This window comes from Haemophilus influenzae (genome assembly GCF_001457655.1).
Classification (GTDB): Bacteria; Pseudomonadota; Gammaproteobacteria; order Enterobacterales; family Pasteurellaceae; genus Haemophilus; species Haemophilus influenzae.
The window spans coordinates 757,024-776,635 of sequence record NZ_LN831035.1 but is presented as its reverse complement, the minus strand read 5'-3'; the positions used below and the strand labels follow the sequence as shown (position 1 = coordinate 776,635).

Annotated in this window: 23 protein-coding genes; 6 read left to right on the top strand and 17 right to left on the bottom strand. The window is 37.7% G+C overall.

Translation table 11 applies throughout. From position 1 onward, the window contains the following. Positions 1–2 precede the first annotated feature (2 nt). Complete coding sequence (locus AT683_RS03965) at positions 3–1,274, bottom strand: isochorismate synthase (RefSeq protein WP_011271964.1); 1,272 nt, start codon at positions 1,272–1,274, stop codon at positions 3–5. A gap of 156 nt (positions 1,275–1,430) precedes the next feature. Between AT683_RS03965 and AT683_RS03955 the strand changes: the two genes are divergently transcribed. Both AT683_RS03955 and mtr read left to right on the top strand, forming a co-directional pair. Further along, complete coding sequence (locus AT683_RS03955) at positions 1,431–2,645, top strand: pyridoxal phosphate-dependent aminotransferase (RefSeq protein WP_011271965.1); 1,215 nt, start codon at positions 1,431–1,433, stop codon at positions 2,643–2,645. 116 nt (positions 2,646–2,761) lie between these two features. Continuing rightward, the gene (gene mtr, locus AT683_RS03950; protein ID WP_038440798.1) at positions 2,762–4,018 is read left to right on the top strand and encodes a tryptophan permease; all 1,257 of its coding nucleotides are present in this window, start codon (positions 2,762–2,764) and stop codon (positions 4,016–4,018) included. Positions 4,019–4,125: 107 nt separating this feature from the next. On the opposite strand, the gene AT683_RS03945 is transcribed toward mtr, so the two are convergent. The 11 genes from AT683_RS03945 to AT683_RS03895 form a co-directional block, all read right to left on the bottom strand. Continuing rightward, a complete protein-coding gene (locus AT683_RS03945; RefSeq protein ID WP_005656248.1) occupies positions 4,126–5,493 on the bottom strand; it encodes an L-serine ammonia-lyase in 1,368 nt (455 codons plus the stop codon). Positions 5,494–5,527: 34 nt separating this feature from the next. Beyond that, on the bottom strand, positions 5,528–6,766 hold the full coding sequence (locus AT683_RS03940; RefSeq protein ID WP_005648945.1) for an HAAAP family serine/threonine permease: 1,239 nt from the start codon (positions 6,764–6,766) through the stop codon (positions 5,528–5,530). A 222-nt stretch (positions 6,767–6,988) separates the two neighbouring features. Further along, complete coding sequence (locus AT683_RS03935) at positions 6,989–9,157, bottom strand: heavy metal translocating P-type ATPase (RefSeq protein ID WP_038440794.1); 2,169 nt, start codon at positions 9,155–9,157, stop codon at positions 6,989–6,991. Beyond that, complete coding sequence (locus AT683_RS03930) at positions 9,132–9,338, bottom strand: heavy-metal-associated domain-containing protein (RefSeq protein WP_005686717.1); 207 nt, start codon at positions 9,336–9,338, stop codon at positions 9,132–9,134. Before AT683_RS03930 ends, AT683_RS03935 begins: the two co-directional genes overlap by 26 nt. A 73-nt stretch (positions 9,339–9,411) precedes the next feature. After that, a complete protein-coding gene (locus tag AT683_RS03925) occupies positions 9,412–9,618 on the bottom strand; it encodes a heavy-metal-associated domain-containing protein (RefSeq protein WP_005686717.1) in 207 nt (68 codons plus the stop codon). Positions 9,619–9,691: 73 nt separating this feature from the next. Continuing rightward, the gene (locus AT683_RS03920; RefSeq protein ID WP_005686717.1) at positions 9,692–9,898 is read right to left on the bottom strand and encodes a heavy-metal-associated domain-containing protein; all 207 of its coding nucleotides are present in this window, start codon (positions 9,896–9,898) and stop codon (positions 9,692–9,694) included. A gap of 73 nt (positions 9,899–9,971) precedes the next feature. Further along, positions 9,972–10,178, bottom strand: coding sequence for a heavy-metal-associated domain-containing protein (locus tag AT683_RS03915; protein WP_005686717.1), 207 nt, complete (start codon positions 10,176–10,178; stop codon positions 9,972–9,974). A gap of 74 nt (positions 10,179–10,252) precedes the next feature. Then, complete coding sequence (locus AT683_RS03910; protein WP_005631184.1) at positions 10,253–10,459, bottom strand: heavy-metal-associated domain-containing protein; 207 nt, start codon at positions 10,457–10,459, stop codon at positions 10,253–10,255. A gap of 73 nt (positions 10,460–10,532) precedes the next feature. Further along, positions 10,533–10,739, bottom strand: a complete 207-nt coding sequence (locus tag AT683_RS03905) for a heavy-metal-associated domain-containing protein (RefSeq protein WP_005686717.1) — start codon at positions 10,737–10,739, stop codon at positions 10,533–10,535. 73 nt (positions 10,740–10,812) lie between these two features. Further along, entirely contained in the window at positions 10,813–11,019 is a 207-nt protein-coding gene (locus AT683_RS03900) for a heavy-metal-associated domain-containing protein (protein ID WP_005686717.1), read from the bottom strand. A 74-nt stretch (positions 11,020–11,093) separates the two neighbouring features. After that, positions 11,094–11,300: a heavy-metal-associated domain-containing protein gene (locus AT683_RS03895; RefSeq protein ID WP_005631184.1), complete on the bottom strand. Its 207-nt coding sequence runs from the start codon at positions 11,298–11,300 to the stop codon at positions 11,094–11,096. Positions 11,301–11,376: 76 nt separating this feature from the next. On the opposite strand from AT683_RS03895, the gene cueR reads away from it, so the two are divergent. After that, on the top strand, positions 11,377–11,763 hold the full coding sequence (cueR, locus tag AT683_RS03890; protein ID WP_005663006.1) for a Cu(I)-responsive transcriptional regulator: 387 nt from the start codon (positions 11,377–11,379) through the stop codon (positions 11,761–11,763). A 13-nt stretch (positions 11,764–11,776) separates the two neighbouring features. Here cueR and metJ read toward each other — a convergent pair whose 3' ends face one another. After that, on the bottom strand, positions 11,777–12,094 hold the full coding sequence (gene metJ, locus AT683_RS03885) for a met regulon transcriptional regulator MetJ (RefSeq protein WP_005631186.1): 318 nt from the start codon (positions 12,092–12,094) through the stop codon (positions 11,777–11,779). 247 nt (positions 12,095–12,341) lie between these two features. Between metJ and rho the strand changes: the two genes are divergently transcribed. After that, positions 12,342–13,604 carry a transcription termination factor Rho gene (gene rho / locus AT683_RS03880; protein WP_005629550.1) on the top strand — a complete coding sequence of 421 codons (1,263 nt, stop codon included), beginning with the start codon at positions 12,342–12,344 and terminating at the stop codon, positions 13,602–13,604. Between the two features lie 53 nt (positions 13,605–13,657). On the opposite strand, the gene AT683_RS03875 is transcribed toward rho, so the two are convergent. The 4 genes from AT683_RS03875 to AT683_RS03860 are packed head-to-tail and all read right to left on the bottom strand — an operon-like array spanning position 13,658 to position 17,403. Beyond that, positions 13,658–14,350: a prepilin peptidase gene (locus tag AT683_RS03875; RefSeq protein ID WP_038440789.1), complete on the bottom strand. Its 693-nt coding sequence runs from the start codon at positions 14,348–14,350 to the stop codon at positions 13,658–13,660. Then, positions 14,347–15,567: a type II secretion system F family protein gene (locus tag AT683_RS03870; RefSeq protein ID WP_011271971.1), complete on the bottom strand. Its 1,221-nt coding sequence runs from the start codon at positions 15,565–15,567 to the stop codon at positions 14,347–14,349. Before AT683_RS03870 ends, AT683_RS03875 begins: the two co-directional genes overlap by 4 nt. Continuing rightward, complete coding sequence (locus tag AT683_RS03865) at positions 15,560–16,957, bottom strand: GspE/PulE family protein (RefSeq protein ID WP_038440787.1); 1,398 nt, start codon at positions 16,955–16,957, stop codon at positions 15,560–15,562. Before AT683_RS03865 ends, AT683_RS03870 begins: the two co-directional genes overlap by 8 nt. Further along, positions 16,954–17,403 (bottom strand): prepilin-type N-terminal cleavage/methylation domain-containing protein, encoded by a 450-nt coding sequence (locus AT683_RS03860; protein ID WP_011271973.1) that lies wholly within the window; start codon positions 17,401–17,403, stop codon positions 16,954–16,956. The genes AT683_RS03865 and AT683_RS03860 overlap by 4 nt, the downstream gene beginning before the upstream one ends. Positions 17,404–17,517: 114 nt before the next feature. Here AT683_RS03860 and ampD point away from each other — a divergent pair, with 114 nt between their 5' ends. Together ampD and corC are read left to right on the top strand one after the other, a co-directional pair. Beyond that, entirely contained in the window at positions 17,518–18,078 is a 561-nt protein-coding gene (gene ampD / locus AT683_RS03855; protein WP_011271974.1) for a 1,6-anhydro-N-acetylmuramyl-L-alanine amidase AmpD, read from the top strand. A gap of 621 nt (positions 18,079–18,699) precedes the next feature. After that, on the top strand, positions 18,700–19,599 hold the full coding sequence (gene corC / locus AT683_RS03850; protein WP_005656283.1) for a CNNM family magnesium/cobalt transport protein CorC: 900 nt from the start codon (positions 18,700–18,702) through the stop codon (positions 19,597–19,599). Positions 19,600–19,612: the final 13 nt, after the last annotated feature.

Below are 19,612 nucleotides of genomic sequence, written 5' to 3'. Positions count from 1 at the left end.
TATCATTTTTCTTCTGCAAACAAGGAAATTAACCCTGCTGCTTTACGTTCAATTTCTTTCCATTCTTCCAATGGCTGCGAGCCTGCCACAATGCCCGCGCCAGCAAATACACGAATACGATGACCTTCAATAAAAGCAGAACGAATCGCCACACAAAACTCTGAACATACATCGCTCATCACGCCCAATGTTCCCGCATACCAGCCTCGATCAAAGGTTTCGATTTCTGACAAAATCATTTTGGCTTGTTGCTGTGGCAAACCAGATACTGCAGCTGTAGGATGAATCGCTTTTAATATATTTACATCTGCATAATGTGCGGTCAAATTTGCGCGAATTTTACGAATCAAATGTTGTACTTTACGTAACGGTTTCAATTCCACATTGCTTACATCAAAACTTTCTACTTGCTTACGTAAATTCTGCGAAATATCTTCTACGACCAACCAATTTTCTTTTAAATTTTTCTCATCATTTAACAACCAATTGGCTTGAGATTGCGTTTCTTCCTCACTTTCAGAAACCGATGCTGTCCCCGCCAAAGCTTCGGTTAGCAACAAATTATACTCACGAGCAAATAGGCGTTCTGGCGTAGAACCAACAAAAACCGAATGAGAATTTTCAGCCCATAAAAAATGATAACAACCTTGATTTTGTTTTTCGCTTTCTGCTAAAAAATCGTACGCATTAATCGCTTGCTTTAAATGAAAAGTGGTTTCATTGGCTAACACAATTTTTGTCAGCTCTCCACTTTTAATTTCCACCAAAGCCTGATTTACCCAATCACACCAAGTTCTTTCATTAGCTCGAGGCTCTGTATGCAAAGGAATTTGTTTTGGTAACGCAGAAAGTGCGGTGAGATTTTCAAAAGTTTTGAGGTGGGCTAAAGTATCATTCGCACTTTGCTCATCTTTCACAAAAAAGGATACCAACGTGCCTTTATTATCCTGTTCAACAAGCATTTTAGGTAATACAAATTGTGCAGTGCCTTGAAATTGCAAACCGCCTACCAGTGGAAAACCACTTTCTTCAATAAACTCTTGCGCTAAATTTAACTGTGAAAATGACTGCACTGCCCCAAGCGCAGCCAGTGCTTTTTCTTCATCACGAAAATGTAAATAAAATTGAGGATACGCAGATTGACCTTTCAGCCACGCCAACAAATCGACCTTGTCCAGTTTCACCTGAAAACGGACAAGTTCATTCGTTGATTGCTGTAAATATGCGTGAATTTGCGATTTTAACTCGCCTATTGCCTGCGCTAAATAACTCATTAGATTTTGTTTTAAATACACAAAAAATTAGCCGTATTCTACCGCAGATTGTTAATGACAAAAAATTTTTTTACAAAATCTTTTCAATATTAAAAATTCAGCGTAAATTAACCGCACTTTTCTCGAAAAATTTATTAGAAACAAAAGGATTTCACTATGCGATTATTCCCAAAATCCGACAAATTAGAACACGTATGTTATGACATTCGCGGGCCTGTGCATAAAGAAGCACTACGCTTAGAAGAAGAAGGCAATAAAATTTTAAAACTTAATATCGGCAACCCAGCCCCTTTCGGTTTTGAAGCACCAGATGAAATTTTAGTGGATGTGCTACGTAATTTGCCATCAGCTCAAGGCTACTGTGATTCAAAAGGGTTATATTCTGCTCGTAAAGCCATTGTTCAATATTACCAATCAAAAGGGATTCTCGGCGCGACCGTCAATGATGTGTATATTGGTAACGGCGTATCTGAGCTTATCACAATGGCTATGCAAGCACTGCTCAATGATGGCGATGAAGTACTCGTGCCGATGCCTGATTATCCGCTTTGGACTGCTGCGGTAACCCTTTCTGGCGGTAAAGCAGTGCATTATCTCTGTGATGAAGAAGCAAATTGGTTTCCCGCTATTGATGATATTAAAGCAAAGGTGAATGCGAAAACTAAAGCGATTGTTATCATCAACCCGAACAACCCAACGGGTGCTGTGTATAGCAAAGAATTATTACAAGAAATAGTGGAAATCGCGCGTCAAAATAATTTGATTATCTTCGCAGACGAAATCTACGACAAAATTTTATATGATGGCGCGGTGCATCATCACATTGCCGCACTAGCTCCTGATTTATTAACCGTTACGCTGAATGGGTTATCAAAAGCTTATCGAGTTGCAGGCTTCCGCCAAGGCTGGATGATTTTAAACGGTCCAAAACATAATGCGAAAGGTTATATTGAAGGCTTGGATATGCTGGCATCAATGCGTTTATGTGCCAACGTACCAATGCAACATGCAATTCAAACCGCACTTGGTGGCTATCAAAGTATTAATGAATTTATTTTACCGGGCGGTCGATTACTTGAGCAACGAAACAAAGCCTATGATCTCATCACTCAAATACCCGGCATTACTTGCGTGAAACCAATGGGGGCGATGTATATGTTCCCGAAAATTGATGTGAAAAAATTCAATATTCGCAGTGATGAAAAAATGGTGCTGGATTTACTCCGCCAAGAAAAAGTGCTACTTGTGCACGGTAAAGGATTTAATTGGCATTCGCCAGATCACTTCCGTGTTGTCACCCTTCCTTATGTGAATCAGCTTGAAGAAGCCATTACAAAGTTAGCAAGATTTTTGTCGGATTACCGTCAATAATGAATGCTTTGACAACATTACAAAGGGGACTAAATGTCCCCTTTTTATCGATATAAATATATTGCACTTTCCTTGCGTACTATTATAATAGTGCAAATTTATTTTAGAGGCATTTTATGATACAACAAAAATCTCCTTCTCTCTTAGGCGGTGCAATGATCATTGCAGGTACAGCGATTGGTGCAGGCATGCTGGCTAACCCAACTTCAACGGCAGGTGTATGGTTTATCGGTTCAATTCTTGCTTTAATTTATACTTGGTTTTGTATGACAACCTCAGGATTAATGATCCTAGAAGCTAATCTACATTATCCAACAGGTTCAAGTTTTGACACTATCGTTAAAGATTTATTAGGAAAAAGTTGGAATACTATCAATGGTCTTTCCGTTGCTTTCGTCTTGTATATTTTGACTTATGCCTACATAACCTCAGGTGGAGGCATTACACAGAATCTGCTCAACCAAGCATTCAGTTCTGCTGAAAGTGCGGTAGATATTGGGCGAACTTCAGGATCTTTAATTTTCTGTCTTATTCTTGCAGCCTTTGTATGGCTTTCAACCAAAGCAGTGGATCGTTTCACAACCGTGTTAATTGTCGGGATGGTGGTTGCTTTTTTCCTTTCTACTACTGGTTTATTAAGCTCTGTAAAAACAGCAGTTTTATTCAATACCGTTGCTGAAAGTGAGCAAACATATTTACCTTATTTATTGGCCGCACTTCCAGTTTGTCTCGTGTCGTTTGGTTTCCACGGAAATGTCCCGAGTCTCGTCAAATATTACGATCGTGATGGTCGTCGCGTGATGAAATCGATCTTTATTGGTACGGGCTTAGCATTAGTGATTTACATCTTATGGCAGCTCGCTGTACAAGGTAATTTACCACGCACTGAATTTGCGCCAGTCATTGAAAAAGGCGGCGATGTTTCTGCATTATTAGAGGCTTTACATAAATATATTGAAGTGGAATACCTTTCCGTCGCATTAAATTTCTTTGCTTATATGGCAATTTCTACTTCATTCTTAGGCGTCACTTTAGGGTTATTTGACTATATTGCGGATCTATTTAAATTTGACGATAGCTTATTGGGCAGAACAAAAACAACACTTGTTACTTTTTTACCGCCATTATTGCTAAGCCTGCAATTTCCTTATGGATTTGTGATTGCCATTGGTTACGCTGGATTGGCAGCAACAATTTGGGCTGCACTTGTCCCCGCACTTCTTGCCAAAGCAAGCCGTCAAAAATTCCCACAAGCAAGTTATAAAGTATACGACGGAAATTTTATGATTGGTTTTGTAATGTTATTTGGCATATTAAATATTGCGGCGCAAATTGGGGCAAACTTAGGTTGGTTTGCAAGTTTTACTGGGTAAGTTTTAAAAAATAAATTTAAATTATTAAATAGCGATCTGCACTTTAACAGTGGGTTATGTAGTCCAACTGATTCGTGCAGATCAGCCCTTAATTATTTTACTTTTTATTAGTTACAAACAATCTTAACTGCAAGTCCGCCTTGAGATGTTTCGCGATACTTAGCATTCATATCTTTGCCTGTTTCGTACATTGTTTCAATCACTTTATCTAAGCTTACTCTTGGATTGGTGGTGCGGCGTAAAGCCATACGCGATGCATTGATCGCTTTAACTGAAGCAATTGCATTGCGTTCGATACAAGGTACTTGAACTTGACCGCCGACAGGGTCGCAAGTTAATCCTAAATTATGCTCCATTGCAATTTCAGCTGCGATGCATACTTGTAGTGGATTGCCACCCAAAATTTCAGCTAGTCCCGCAGCAGCCATTGAACAGGCTACACCCACTTCGCCTTGACAACCCACTTCTGCACCAGAAATAGAAGCGTTCATCTTATAAAGTGAACCAATCATCCCTGCGGCTAATAAATAGCGTTCAATGATTTCAGGTGTTAATGGCGAGATGAATTTTTCGTAGTAAGCTAATACCGCTGGAATAATCCCGCACGCACCGTTAGTTGGTGCCGTAACCACGCGCCCGCCCGCTGCATTTTCTTCATTGACAGCAAGCGCAAACATATTGACCCAGTCGATTACGCGCATTGGATCGTTAGATAAATTCGTATTTGCTTGCAACGCACGATAAAGTGAAGCTGCACGACGTGGTACTCTTAATGGGCCGGGTAAAATACCCTCTGTGTGAATGCCGTGTTCAATACAAGCCTGCATCGTTTTCCAGACATTCTCTAGATGAACACTAACAGCCTCTTTGCCATTCAATGCGATTTCATTTTCCAACATAACAGTGGAAAGCATTAAGCCGTTATCACTACAATGTTTCAAAATATCTTCGGCATTTTTGTAAGGATAAGGCACTTGGACTGTGTTTTTTTCTTCTTTGCCAAAATGGGCTTCATCGACAATAAAACCACCCCCAATCGAATAATAGGTTTGGCGATAAAGCTCTGTGCGATTTTCATCAAGAGCGGTAATTGTCATGCCATTTTCGTGCAATTTTAAAAAAGTGCGGTGGAAAATGAGATTATTTTCAAAATCAAATTTTACTATCTTTTGACCGACATTAATGGGTAAAAGCGCAGTTTGTTTCACTTTCTCGATGAAGCCTGAAATCATATCAATATCCACATTATGTGGTAAATAACCCGCTAACCCCATAATAATGGCAATATCTGTACTGTGTCCTCGTCCTGTCATTGAAAGAGAACCGTACACATCTACGTGAATTTCAGTAGTTTGTTCAAATTGATTTCGTTTAATTAAGTCGTCTATAAATTGTTTACCCGCTTTCATCGGACCGACCGTGTGGGAACTGGATGGCCCTATTCCCACCTTAAACATATCAAATACGCTAATCATAAATTTCTCAAAATTCGTTAAAAATTAAAGGCGATTATAATAATCCATAAACAACTGCAGAAATAGCAATCAGCCCCATAATTGTTACAAATACATTACTGAAACGTCCGCTGTAGCGTTTCATTGCTGGGATTTTTCGAATCGCGTACATTGGCATGATAAACAAAATCATCGCAATGATTGGGCCACCAAGAGATTCGATTAAGCCTAAGATACTTGGATTAATAATCGCAACGCCCCATAACGTTAATAAGAAGAAAAGTGCGGTCGCATAATTGAGTTTTTTACGATTTACTGCTTCACCTTTCATTTTTAAATATAAACCTTCTAAGCCTTCACGCGCACCCATATAGTGACCGAAGAATGAACTAGTAATCGCTAAGAATGCAACAAGCGGGCCAAAATAAGAGATATATGGATTATCAAATTTATTCGCTAAGAAAGACAAGATACTAATATTCTGTTCTTTTGCTGCCACTAATTCTTCAGGTGTTAATGTTAATACACAGCTAAATACGAAGAACATTACAAAGAATAACAAAATCGTTGAGGCGCCTTTTTCTGTATGGCTGATATGGCGTTCTGCACCCTCAAACGTTTTGTATTCACGGAATTGTGAGCAAGTGAAAGATGAAATTGCTGGTGAATGGTTAAATGAAAATACTAATACGGGAATGGTTAGCCATAAAGTTGTTAAGAAACCGCCTGCTGTTGGAAGTTCATATAATACGGCACTATTCCATTCAGGAATTAAGTAAATAGAAAGAACAAATAAAATTAAGACTAATGGATAAACAAGCCATTCTGTGATTTTTAACATCACTTTTTCATTAAATAACATCACGGAAATCAATACCGCAATTAATACAAAAGAGAGAATGACTCGATTTGGTGATGCCATACCAAGTTGATTTACAATAAAAGAATCTACGGTGTTAGTAATACCGTTACCGTAAATCAACAGAATAGGGAAAATCGCGAAAAAATAAAGTAAGGTAATAAGTTTACCCGCTGTTTTACCAAAGTGTTCTTCCACTACTTCAGTAATATCGCTGCCAGGATTTTTTGATGAAAGTACAAAGTAGGCTAAGCCACGGTGAGCAAAATAAGTCATTGGCCCGACGATAATTGCCATTAAAACTAACGGCCAAAATCCACCCATCCCTGCGTTAATCGGCAAGAACAATACGCCCGCGCCAACCGCCGTACCGAAAAGGTTTAACATCCATGTTGCATCAAATTTGTTCCATTTGAGTTTTTCTGTTGATTTCATAGTTTGCTCCAAAGCATAAATTACTTAAATTTGTCAATTTGTAGAGCAAAATATGCCCTAACAAAATTTGAGTATTATGTTATGCCGATAAATAGAGAATCTCAAAGAGAAAATTCTAAAATTGTGATCAAGTTAAAATTTTTTTATAAAAAGTGCGGTAATTTTCAGCGACAAAAAAATCGGTGCGATGACGACACCGATTGCGTATAAAAATAAATGAAATTAGAACCGCACTTTTTTCAATCTTAAGGCGTTCATCAATACGGAAATTGAGCTCAACGCCATAGCAGCACCAGCGATTATAGGGCTAAGAAAACCGAAAGCTGCAAGGGGTATGCCGAGAATATTGTAAATCAAAGCAAAAAATAGATTTTGTTTGATATTTTTCAAGGTTGCTATTGCAATAAAAAGTGCATCCACAAGTTGATTCACCGAATGTTGCATAAGCGTTGCAGAGGCAGTTTGTTCTGCAATATCTGAACCTGATTTCATCGCAAAACTGACGTTTGCCGCGGCTAAAGCAGGCGCATCATTTATTCCATCGCCTACCATTGCGACAATATGACCTTGAGCTTTCAGCTTTTGGATTTGTTCCGCCTTATCTCTAGGGCTGAGTCCACCAAAGGCTTTCTTAATGCCGAGCTGTTTCGCTATGTAATCTACCACAGATTGTTGATCGCCACTCATAATTACGACATCGACATTTTGCCGTTGTAAGCGTTGAATAGCGTGCAAGCTATCGTTTTTTAAGGTATCCGTCAGGGCAAATGCACCAATGGGTTTATCATTTATAGATACTGCGACAATGCTCGCAATTTGCCAGATATCCTCTAAATTTTTAGGCAAGATTAAACCGCAATAATCGGGTTTACCGACTTTTATTGTTCCCACTTGTTCTAATTCAGCTTGAATACCTTGACCCACTTCCATCTTTGAAAAAAGTGCGGTAGGAATTTCTAACATTTTTTGTTCCGCTGCTTGCACAATGGCTTTTGCAATTGGGTGGTTAGCTTGTCGTTCAACGGCTGCGGCAAAACGATACAAATCTTCTTCAGAATACACCGCACTTTGTGGCTGCCATAGTGCTGAAATTTCAAGCTCTCCTTTTGTTAATGTACCAGTTTTATCAAGTACAACGGTATCCACGTGGGCAGTTTCCTCCATTGCTGCTGCATCTTTAAACCATACGCCAGCATTAACCGCTTTACCTAAACCAACCATTATGGCAGCTGGTGTGGCTAATCCCAAGGCACAAGGGCAAGCAATCACAAGCACGGATACCGCGTGAATGAGTGAAGACACACTATCATTAGTCAGAACGTAAGTGAACGCGAAAGTAACAAGTGAAATCACTAAAACGACAGGCACAAACACGGAAGCAACTTTGTCAGCAAATCGAGCAATGGGTGCTTTTGAACCTTGTGCATCTGATAATGCATTCATCATATCGCCAAGTAAGGTTTGGCTACCAAGCTGATTTGCTCGATAGATAATAGAACCTTCTGTTACCATCGCCCCCGCTAATACTTTTCCACCTTTCTGTTTTTCTTCTGGACGAGACTCGCCCGTTAAATGGCTTTCATCACACCATCCATTTCCACTTTCAATTATGCCGTCTGCCGCAATACGTTCGCCTTGATTCGCACGAATGATTTCGCCGATATTGACTTGGTCAAGAGCAATTTCAGTCCATTTTTCATTACGTAAAACAGTGACTTTTTTCGGTGTCAGCTGCAAGAGCATACTCAAACTATTTAGGCTGTGCTTTTTAGTGCGATCTTCAAGAAATTTTCCAAGACTGACAAAACCAATTACCATTACAGAAGCTTCAAAATACACATGCCCCATTGCATGATCGGCGTGGTAAAACAGCATAAAAGCAGAATAAAGATAAATAGTGAGCGTTCCTGTGCTGACCAGTACATCCATATTGGCAAGTCCACCACGAATACTACCGATTGCTCCGCGATAAAATGGAATGGCTAACCAAAGTTGCACAATGCTCGCTAATACAAATTGCCAAATAGGGGGTAACATCAAGTGATGTGAGCCACTCATCATGCCAAGCATACCAATCAGAAATGGAATATTGATTATCCAAAGTATGATTAATCGCCAAGGGATTGATGTATTTTCTTCTATTGGTAATTCATTGGCTTGTTTGATATGAGCAGAAAAACCTGTTTTATGGATAATCTCGATAATTTGAGTTTCGCTTGCTTGCGTAGCGTCAAATACAACTTGTGCTTCTTCGACGGCAAAATTCACTCCCGCTTGTTGCACAAATGGTTTTTTATTTAAAACTTTTTCAATGCGATTGGCACAAGATTGGCAGGTCATCCCACCAATCTGAATTGAAATTTTTTTACTCTGTGGCATCAAATCCAGCATCTTCAATGACCTCAATCAACTGTGCAACATTGACTCGATTTTCATCAAAAGTAATATTTGATTTACCCTCTAATTGCACATCAGCAGATTGTACACCATCTAATTCAGTTAAAACTTGAGTAAGACTTTTTACGCAACAGCCGCAATGTATGCCTTTTATGTTTAATGTGATAGTTTTCATTTTTACTCCTTGTTAGTTGTTTTATTGATGAATGCGATTGGCAGGCCATCCCACCAATCTGAATTGAAATTTTTTACTCTGTGGCGTCAAATCCAGCATCTTCAATGACCTCAATCAGCTGTGCAACATTGACTCGATTTTCATCAAAAGTAATATTTGATTTACCCTCTAATTGCACATCAGCAGATTGTACACCATCTAATTCAGTTAAAACTTGAGTAAGACTTTTTACGCAACAGCCGCAATGTATGCCTTTTATGTTTAATGTGATAGTTTTCATTTTTACTCCTTGTTAGTTGTTTTATTGATGAATGCGATTGGCAGGCCATCCCACCAATCTGAATTGAAATTTTTTACTCTGTGGCGTCAAATCCAGCATCTTCAATGACCTCAATCAGCTGTGCAACATTGACTCGATTTTCATCAAAAGTAATATTTGATTTACCCTCTAATTGCACATCAGCAGATTGTACACCATCTAATTCAGTTAAAACTTGAGTAAGACTTTTTACGCAACAGCCGCAATGTATGCCTTTTATGTTTAATGTGATAGTTTTCATTTTTACTCCTTGTTAGTTGTTTTATTGATGAATGCGATTGGCAGGCCATCCCACCAATCTGAATTGAAATTTTTTACTCTGTGGCGTCAAATCCAGCATCTTCAATGACCTCAATCAGCTGTGCAACATTGACTCGATTTTCATCAAAAGTAATATTTGATTTACCCTCTAATTGCACATCAGCAGATTGTACACCATCTAATTCAGTTAAAACTTGAGTAAGACTTTTTACGCAACAGCCGCAATGTATGCCTTTTATGTTTAATGTGATAGTTTTCATTTTTACTCCTTGTTAGTTGTTTTATTGATGAATGCGATTGGCAGGACATCCCACCAATCTGAATTGAAATTTTTTTACTCTGTGGCGTCAAATCCAGCATCTTCAATGACCTCAATCAGCTGTGCAACATTGACTCGATTTTCATCAAAAGTAATATTTGCTTTACCCTCTAATTGCACATCAGCAGATTGTACACCATCTAATTCAGTTAAAACTTGAGTAAGACTTTTTACGCAACAGCCGCAATGTATGCCTTTTATGTTTAATGTGATAGTTTTCATTTTTACTCCTTGTTAGTTGTTTTATTGATGAATGCGATTGGCAGGCCATCCCACCAATCTGAATTGAAATTTTTTACTCTGTGGCGTCAAATCCAGCATCTTCAATGACCTCAATCAGCTGTGCAACATTGACTCGATTTTCATCAAAAGTAATATTTGATTTACCCTCTAATTGCACATCAGCAGATTGTACACCATCTAATTCAGTTAAAACTTGAGTAAGACTTTTTACGCAACAGCCGCAATGTATGCCTTTTATGTTTAATGTGATAGTTTTCATTTTTACTCCTTGTTAGTTGTTTTATTGATGAATGCGATTGGCAGGCCATCCCACCAATCTGAATTGAAATTTTTTACTCTGTGGCGTCAAATCCAGCATCTTCAATGACCTCAATCAGCTGTGCAACATTGACTCGATTTTCATCAAAAGTAATATTTGATTTACCCTCTAATTGCACATCAGCAGATTGTACACCATCTAATTCAGTTAAAACTTGAGTAAGACTTTTTACGCAACAGCCGCAATGTATGCCTTTTATGTTTAATGTGATAGTTTTCATTTTTACTCCTTGTTAGTTGTTTTATTGATGAATGCGATTGGCAGGACATCCCACCAATCTGAATTGAAATTTTTTTACTCTGTGGCGTCAAATCCAGCATCTTCAATGACCTCAATCAGCTGTGCAACATTGACTCGATTTTCATCAAAAGTAATATTTGCTTTACCCTCTAATTGCACATCAGCAGATTGTACACCATCTAATTCAGTTAAAACTTGAGTAAGACTTTTTACGCAACAGCCGCAATGTATGCCTTTTATGTTTAATGTGATAGTTTTCATTTTTACTCCTTGTTAGTTGTTTTATTGATGGTTAAACTATAAACCTTTACATAAGGTTAAGGTCAAGAAGTTTTTTATGAATATTAGTGAAGCCGCAAAATTAGTAGGTTTATCTACAAAACAAATCCGTGATTATGAAAAAATAGGGTTAATTAAACCCGCTGTTCGCAGTTTGTCAGGCTATCGAAATTATGGAGAAAGTGATTTAGAAAGGTTGCATTTTATTCGACACTCACGCAATGTTGGGTTTTCGTTACATCAAATCGCACAATTATTAGCACTACAAGATAATCCTAAGCGTAGCTGCCGAGAAGTGAAAGTGCTAACTGCTCAACATATTGCGACATTAAATCAACAAATAGAACAGTTACAAAAAATGGTACAAAAATTGCAGCACTGGCACGACAGTTGTCAGGGCAATGACAACCCTGGATGTTCAATTTTGAATGGCTTGAACGGATAAGTGAAAAGTGCGGTTAATATTCCCAGCTTTCTGGATCGACACCTAATTCACGCATAAGCACTTTGGCATCTTCAGGGATTTCATCATTACGCTCTTTCATTAAATCTGCATCGGTGGGTAAAGGCTGTCCTGTGAATGCATGCAAGAACGCTTCACAAAGCAATTCACTGTTAGTTGCGTGACGTAAACTTTTTAATTGGCGGCGAGTGCGTTCATTCGTCAAAATTTCCAGTACTTTAATGGGAATGGATACTGTAATTTTTTTTACTTGCTCACTTTTTTTGCCATGTTCTGCATAAGGGCTGATATATTTTCCGTCCCAATTCGCCATAATTTCCCTTAAGTGCTTATTGATAACCTTACAAATTGTCCGTATTCTAATTAAAAATCAAATAAATAACAATCTAGACGGCTAAACTTCCAAAATAAGTTCTTAAAAAAAGTGCGGTAATTTTTTATATTAAATGCTAATAAAAGCTAGACAGCGTAGGGTTTTAGTGGTAATTTACGCGCCATTCAAAGGGTGCAAGCCCACCATTCGAATAATCAATTCTTATTAATTCCAACATTTATTCATTATGCATTTAACAGAACTTAAAAATACGCCTGTTTCTGATCTTGTGAAACTCGGTGAGGAGCAAATGGGCTTAGAAAATTTAGCTCGTTTGCGTAAACAAGATATTGTCTTTGCAATCTTAAAACAGCACGCCAAAAGTGGCGAAGATATTTTCGGCGGTGGTGTGTTAGAAATTTTACCAGATGGTTTTGGTTTCCTTCGTTCTGCCGACAGTTCCTATCTTGCAGGCCCTGATGATATTTATGTTTCCCCAAGTCAAATCCGTCGTTTTAATCTTCAAACTGGGGATAAAATCGAGGGTAAAATTCGTCCACCAAAAGAAGGAGAACGTTATTTCGCACTTTTAAAAGTTGATCAAGTTAATGATGACAAACCTGAAGTGTCCCGTAGCAAAATCTTATTTGAAAACTTAACGCCATTGCACGCTAATTCGCGTTTAAGAATGGAACGTGGCAATGGCTCAACAGAAGATTTAACTGCCCGTATTTTGGATTTAGCCTCGCCAATTGGTAAAGGCCAACGTGGGTTAATCGTAGCACCACCAAAAGCGGGTAAAACAATGTTGTTGCAAAATATTGCACAAAGTATCACGCATAATTATCCTGATGTGGAACTTATCGTATTACTGATTGATGAACGCCCAGAAGAAGTGACAGAAATGCAACGTTCAGTAAAAGGCGAAGTCATTGCGTCTACTTTTGACGAGCCTGCAACTCGTCACGTTCAAGTGGCAGAAATGGTAATCGAAAAAGCGAAACGTTCAGTAGAGCATAAAAAAGATGTGGTCATTTTGCTTGATTCTATTACTCGTTTAGCGCGCGCTTACAATACGGTAACCCCAGCTTCGGGTAAAATTTTGTCTGGTGGTGTGGATGCTAATGCGTTGCATCGTCCAAAACGTTTCTTTGGAGCTGCACGTAATGTGGAAGAAGGCGGCAGTTTAACGATTATTGCCACAGCACTAGTTGATACAGGTTCGAAAATGGATGAAGTTATTTTCGAAGAATTTAAAGGTACAGGTAATATGGAATTACACCTTTCTCGTAAAATTGCAGAAAGACGCGTATTCCCAGCCATTGACTTTAAACGCTCTGGTACTCGTAAAGAAGACTTACTCACAACATCTGATGAATTACAAAAAATGTGGATTCTTCGTAAGATTCTTAATCCAATGGATGAAGTGGATGCAATGGAATTCTTGATTGATAAGCTGATGATGGCGAAAACCAACGAAGAGTTTTTTGAAGTGATGAAACGTTCGTAAAAGCAACCGCACTTCTATGAAGAACAAGGGGAAAATATTATGTTTTCCCCTTTTTAATATCCGTAATATTTGACGAAATAAATGATGACAGCTGATAAGTTCATAAAAGGGGCAAAAGGTAAAAATTCTTTTTTCTTTCTATGAATAAGCGAAAAACATATTCCAAGAACTGAGGCTAATAATAAAAAGTGCGGTAAGGTTTCTAAATGAATAAAACTTCCTAATGCCATTGCTAGCCAATAATCTCCCCGTCCAAAGGCTTCTTTTCTGTAATAACATTTTGCAATCCAATAGATTGCGTAGAAAACAATAAAAAAAATAGCCGCACTTTTTATGCTTTCAGATAACGTTAGCAATGAAAAGTTATTGTCTGTGCCAAATAATCCTAGAGTAAGTAACCATAAACAGGGTGTCGTAGAAATAAGTTGATAGTGCCAATCAAGATAACTGATTGTCCAAAGAATAATAAGTGTGAGTCCGATCCATACAGTAAAAATAGAATCTTTGAAGGCAATTTGTAAAAATATAAATCCAACCCCAATACTAAAAAAATACCTCAAAATATGACCGCACTTTTTTTGTTGAATAGAGGCAAAGTGCGGTTGAAATGGAGAACTGTTTTGTGGAAATAATTCAACGTAAGTCGCATAAATCTCTTGCTGCAAATGCGTAATAAAACCAGATAGGTAGAACCACAATGCGATCCCTAAGATGCCGCCTAATAAAAACATTGTGAAGTAAATCATTGAATAACTGATCCCATATTAAAGATAGGTAAATACATTCCCATCATAATAATCCCAATCAGACTGCCGATGATTACCATCATTAATGGTTCTAGCATTTGTGAGAGTAAGTCAATTTGATGATTAAGTTTTTCTTGGTAATTATCTGCGATATGCTCTAGCATCAAAGCGAGTTTTCCGCTTTGTTCGCCAATTTGTAGCATTTGTTGTGCTTCCATCGGGAAAAGATCGCTACTTACGCTATTAGAAAACGCATAGCCTTGAGAAACCCATTGCAAAATTGACCGCACTTCTTTATCTAATACCATATCGTTTACAAGCGTTTTCTTGGTTTGCCAAGTTTGTGTGCGAGGAAGAAAACTGTCTAGTGCCTGATTAAGCGGTACGCCGGCCTGCAACATAATTTGTAAACTTTGACTAAAGTTCACTAAACGTGAAAGCTTTTGAATTGTGCCAAAAATAGGCGTGATAGAAATAAGTTGATTTTTCTTTTGATGAAACCAAGTCTGGCGTTTTAGATAGAAATAATAAAATAGAAAAAAACTCAAAACGAAAAATAGCAAAATGCCAATATTTTGCTTAAGGAAATTAGATATTGAGAGCAATATTGCGGTTATTGTTGGTAACTCCGCATTATTGCCACTGTACATTTCAGCAAATTGAGGCGCGATAAAAAGCAGTAATGCGAGTGTCAATAATAGAGAAATTCCCAATACCATTGAGGGATATAACATAATTTTCTGTAATTTGCGTTGTAAAGCCAAAGATTGACTACGGTGCGTGGCTATTTTTTTACAAACTACGGCAAGTTTTCCTGTCATTTCTCCCACTTGAATCAGTTGAATTTCTTGTTGTGTGAGATATTTTCCTTGTTGTTCAATGGCTTGTGAGAATGCTAAGCCAGATTCAATGGATTGAAGCAGTCGTTCAAGCCATTTGTTGAGCATAATTTGAGTACAATTTTGTTGCAAAATTTGTAGGCTGTTTTTTAACGGAATTACGGACTGTAGCAATGTCGCTAATTGATTGAGTAATTCACTGATTTCTGAATTTTTGGGTTTTGCCCCAAATTGCCAGTTTTGTTGTAATTTGATGTGAGTAAGCCCGCGGCTTATTAACTGAAAGTGCGCTTGTTGTTTCGTATCCGCAATAATTGAGCCTTTTTGTTTCTGATTTAATGCGTTACTACCTTGATAATAAAAGAGTTTTTTAGTCATGAGTTTTACCTAACACACGTTCAATTTCTTTCTCATCTGTTATGCCTTGGCTAACTTTTTCCAAACCACTCTCTCGTAAATTCTCAAAATCCGTTTGATAGCCATTCTGTTGCCAATGTAGAAATTGATACACGCCGATTCGCCCTCGATAACCTTGATGGCAATCACAAGAATTTATTAAATTTCCACCGCACTTTGGACAGATTTTTCGTACAAGACGCTGTGCAATGACGAGTAGTAAACTGTTTTCAATTTCATGTTGTTGAATACCGAGTTGTTGTAAGCGAGAAATGGCAGATATTGCATCATTGGTATGTAAAGTTGAAAGCACCAAATGTCCCGTTTGAGCGGCACGTAGTGCAATCCTTGCACTTTCTTCATCTCGAATTTCACCTAGCATAATGATGTCGGGATCTTGACGTAAAAAAGCACGCAATAGACGGCTAAAATCTAATCCAATCTGCGGATTAATTTGGCTTTGAATAATACCATCAAGTTCAATTTCAATGGGATCTTCAGCGGTCATAATATGTTTATCAGGCGTATTTAGCCACTGAAGTGCGGTGTAAAGCGAGATACTTTTCCCACTTCCTGTGGGGCCGGTTACTAAAATTAATCCTTGTGGCTGGCTAAGTGAGCGTTGAAATGCTTGTTGCTGATTTTCGGTCATACCCAGTTCAGCAAAGCTAAGTTCTACAGGTTTATTTTGTTGCGCTCGCAACACGATTTTTTCGCCCCAATGGGTTGGTAAGGTTGAAAGGCGAAAATCAAGAATATCGGAAAAAGTGGTTTTAAATTGAAATCGTCCATCTTGTGGAAGTCGATTTTCACTAATATCTAATTTAGCCAGTAATTTTAAGCGTGAAATAATACGATTGGCGAATATTTTGCTTATTAAGGGTTGTGGTTGTAAAACACCATCAATTCTAAACCGCACTTGAAACTGATCAGCCAAGGTTTCTAAATGAATATCAGAGGCATTTTTTTGTAAGGCAGATTCAAAAATCTGATTAAGTAAGCGGATAACAGGTTCATCATCTTCTTGTTCAAAATGGGTTTCTTGATGTTGATAGAATTTAACTTGCTCTTCCACTTGCATTTGGTGCGGAGTAAGTTGTTGTAACAGTTCTTTGAGTTGGCTGCTTTCTAACAAAATTGGTTCGACAGGTTTTCCTGTTATAAACGCAATGGTTTCACAAGCTGAAAGATTGGAGAGAGAATCAACCCCTAGCCAAAGACGATTATTTTCTTCTTTAAGTGGCAAAGCAAAATACCGCAAGAGCAAGGATTGTTGCTGCTGATTGCGTTCCCATAAATCTGGCGAGATCGTAAAGATCTCGCCATTTTGAGCGGTTACACGCTGAGTATGAAGTAAAGCATAGCTCGTCATTGTGTGACACTTCCGCAAAAATTTGCTGGAAATAAAGAGGCATCCGTTCCTTTGCAAGTTGTTGTCCAAGTTACACCTGTTGCAGCATTACCTGTAGCTTGCAAAATATATTCCATATTTGCCAATGTGCCATCCCCTTTTACTGTTATTGCACCGTTGCTTGTTGTCACTGATTTTACATAGCCTTTTGCTGTGGTTATATCTGCTGCAATACCATTTTTTCCACCCGTACAGTTTGTTGTTTCATTTGTGCTATATACACATAATTCCACATCAGCCTTATAAGGCGCTGACGCTTGCAGTAATTCAGATACCGCTGCTTTTTTAGTATAATTTTGATAAGAGGGAATTGCGATAGTGGCTAAAATAGCAATAATTGCAATCACAATCATTAGCTCTATTAATGTAAACCCTTTTTTCAAGGTTTGCTGTGTTGTTAGTTTCATTCATTTTCCTTTTATTAAGCCTTTGTTAGCGACGACATTGTGAAAAGGAAAAATTTGTTTGTAAAATTGACCGCACTTTTTCTGCGATCCTGATCGCAAAAAAAGGAAAAAAGTATGCAAAAACTAAAAGATATTGAACAAGGTATATTGGATTGTCGGCAAATTCAGTCACCTCACTTCGATAAACGCCCAAATCCACAGGATATTTCCTTATTGGTTATTCATTATATTAGTCTGCCGCCAGAACAATTTGGCGGCGGATATGTGGATGATTTTTTTCAAGGAAAATTAGATCCTAAGATTCATCCTTATTTTGCAGAAATTTATCAAATGCGTGTTTCAGCACATTGTTTGATCGAACGAAATGGGCGAATTACGCAATATGTCAATTTTAATGATCGCGCTTGGCACGCAGGCGTATCTAATTTTCAAGGACGAGAAAAATGTAATGATTTTGCCATTGGAATTGAGCTGGAGGGGAGTAATGAACAGCCTTTTACCGACGCTCAATATTTTTCATTGCAAGAGCTTACTAACGTAATAATGAAAAGTTACCCGAAGATTACAAAAGATCGAATTGTTGGACATTGCGATATTTCGCCAGGACGTAAGATCGATCCTGGTCAATATTTTGATTGGGAACGTTATTTATCCAGTGTAAAACAAACTGTATAAAAATTAAACATCAAATTTTGATGTATTCTGTGTATTATAAATGCGTTCACTCTTTTAATTCTAACTAGTTGAATTAAAAGGAATAAATTTAAATCTGAAATTTTATTAAAAAAGTTAATTTGAGTTATACAACATTATAGATTTTCTCAACCACAATTTTATCCACAGAAATATTGAATAACTCAAAGAGATGATAAAAAGATCTTTTGTGAATAAAACTGTTTTAAAAATTGTATTTTTTTACCGCACTTTCTTCCATTTTGAATGTGAAAAGTGCGGTTTATTTTTGTTTAAGATCTTTTGGTTGTAAATAACTCAATTTATTTTGAAGTTTGATGTGATAAGGATCTTTGCCTGTTTTTACGAGATCAATTCACAATCAGAAATCCGTTATTCACAATGTTATCCACAACATAGGTACTTTTCGTCATATAAACAAAATAAGAATATTTTGTTGTCTAGAAGTTTCCCCTCTCCGTAAAATTGTGTATTTTTAACCGCACTTTAGGTTCAAACCCAATGTGCAGTTATTTTTATTGATTTTCCTCTTTTCGCTTTTTGCTCTTTTTTTTAAAATATGATACTTTTTCGCCGTCAATAAGACATCAAACACAAATCAATATGAACGACGAACAGCAAAATTCAAACCAACCTGAAAATACGAAAAAACCTTTTTTCCAATCTTTATTCGGTCGCTTTTTTCAAGGCGAATTAAAAAATCGTGAAGAACTTGTGGAAGTGATTCGCGATTCAGAACAAAACGATCTAATTGATCAAAATACGCGTGAAATGATTGAAGGCGTGATGGAAATTGCGGAACTTCGTGTTCGTGATATTATGATTCCTCGTTCACAAATTATTTTTATTGAAGATCAACAAGATTTAAATACTTGTTTAAACACAATTATTGAATCCGCACATTCTCGTTTTCCTGTGATTGCCGATGCCGATGACCGCGATAATATCGTGGGCATTTTGCACGCAAAAGATTTATTAAAATTTTTACGTGAAGATGCCGAAGCATTTGATTTATCTTCATTATTGCGCCCCGTCGTGATTGTGCCAGAAAGCAAAAGAGTGGATCGTATGTTAAAAGATTTTCGCTCTGAGCGTTTCCATATGGCCATTGTGGTGGATGAATTTGGTGCAGTGTCGGGGCTTGTTACTATTGAAGATATTTTGGAACAAATTGTTGGCGATATTGAAGATGAATTTGATGAAGAAGAGATTGCGGATATTCGTCAGCTTTCTCGTCATACTTATGCAGTGCGTGCGCTCACCGATATTGATGATTTCAATGGGCAATTTAATACGGATTTTGATGATGAAGAAGTAGATACCATTGGCGGTCTGATTATGCAGACTTTTGGTTATTTACCAAAACGTGGGGAAGAAATTATTTTGAAAAATCTTCAATTTAAAGTGACTTCTGCAGATAGCCGTCGATTAATTCAACTTCGAGTCACAGTGCCAGATGAACATTTGGCAGAAATGAATAATGTAGATGAAAAATCTGAATAGGATTTTATTATCA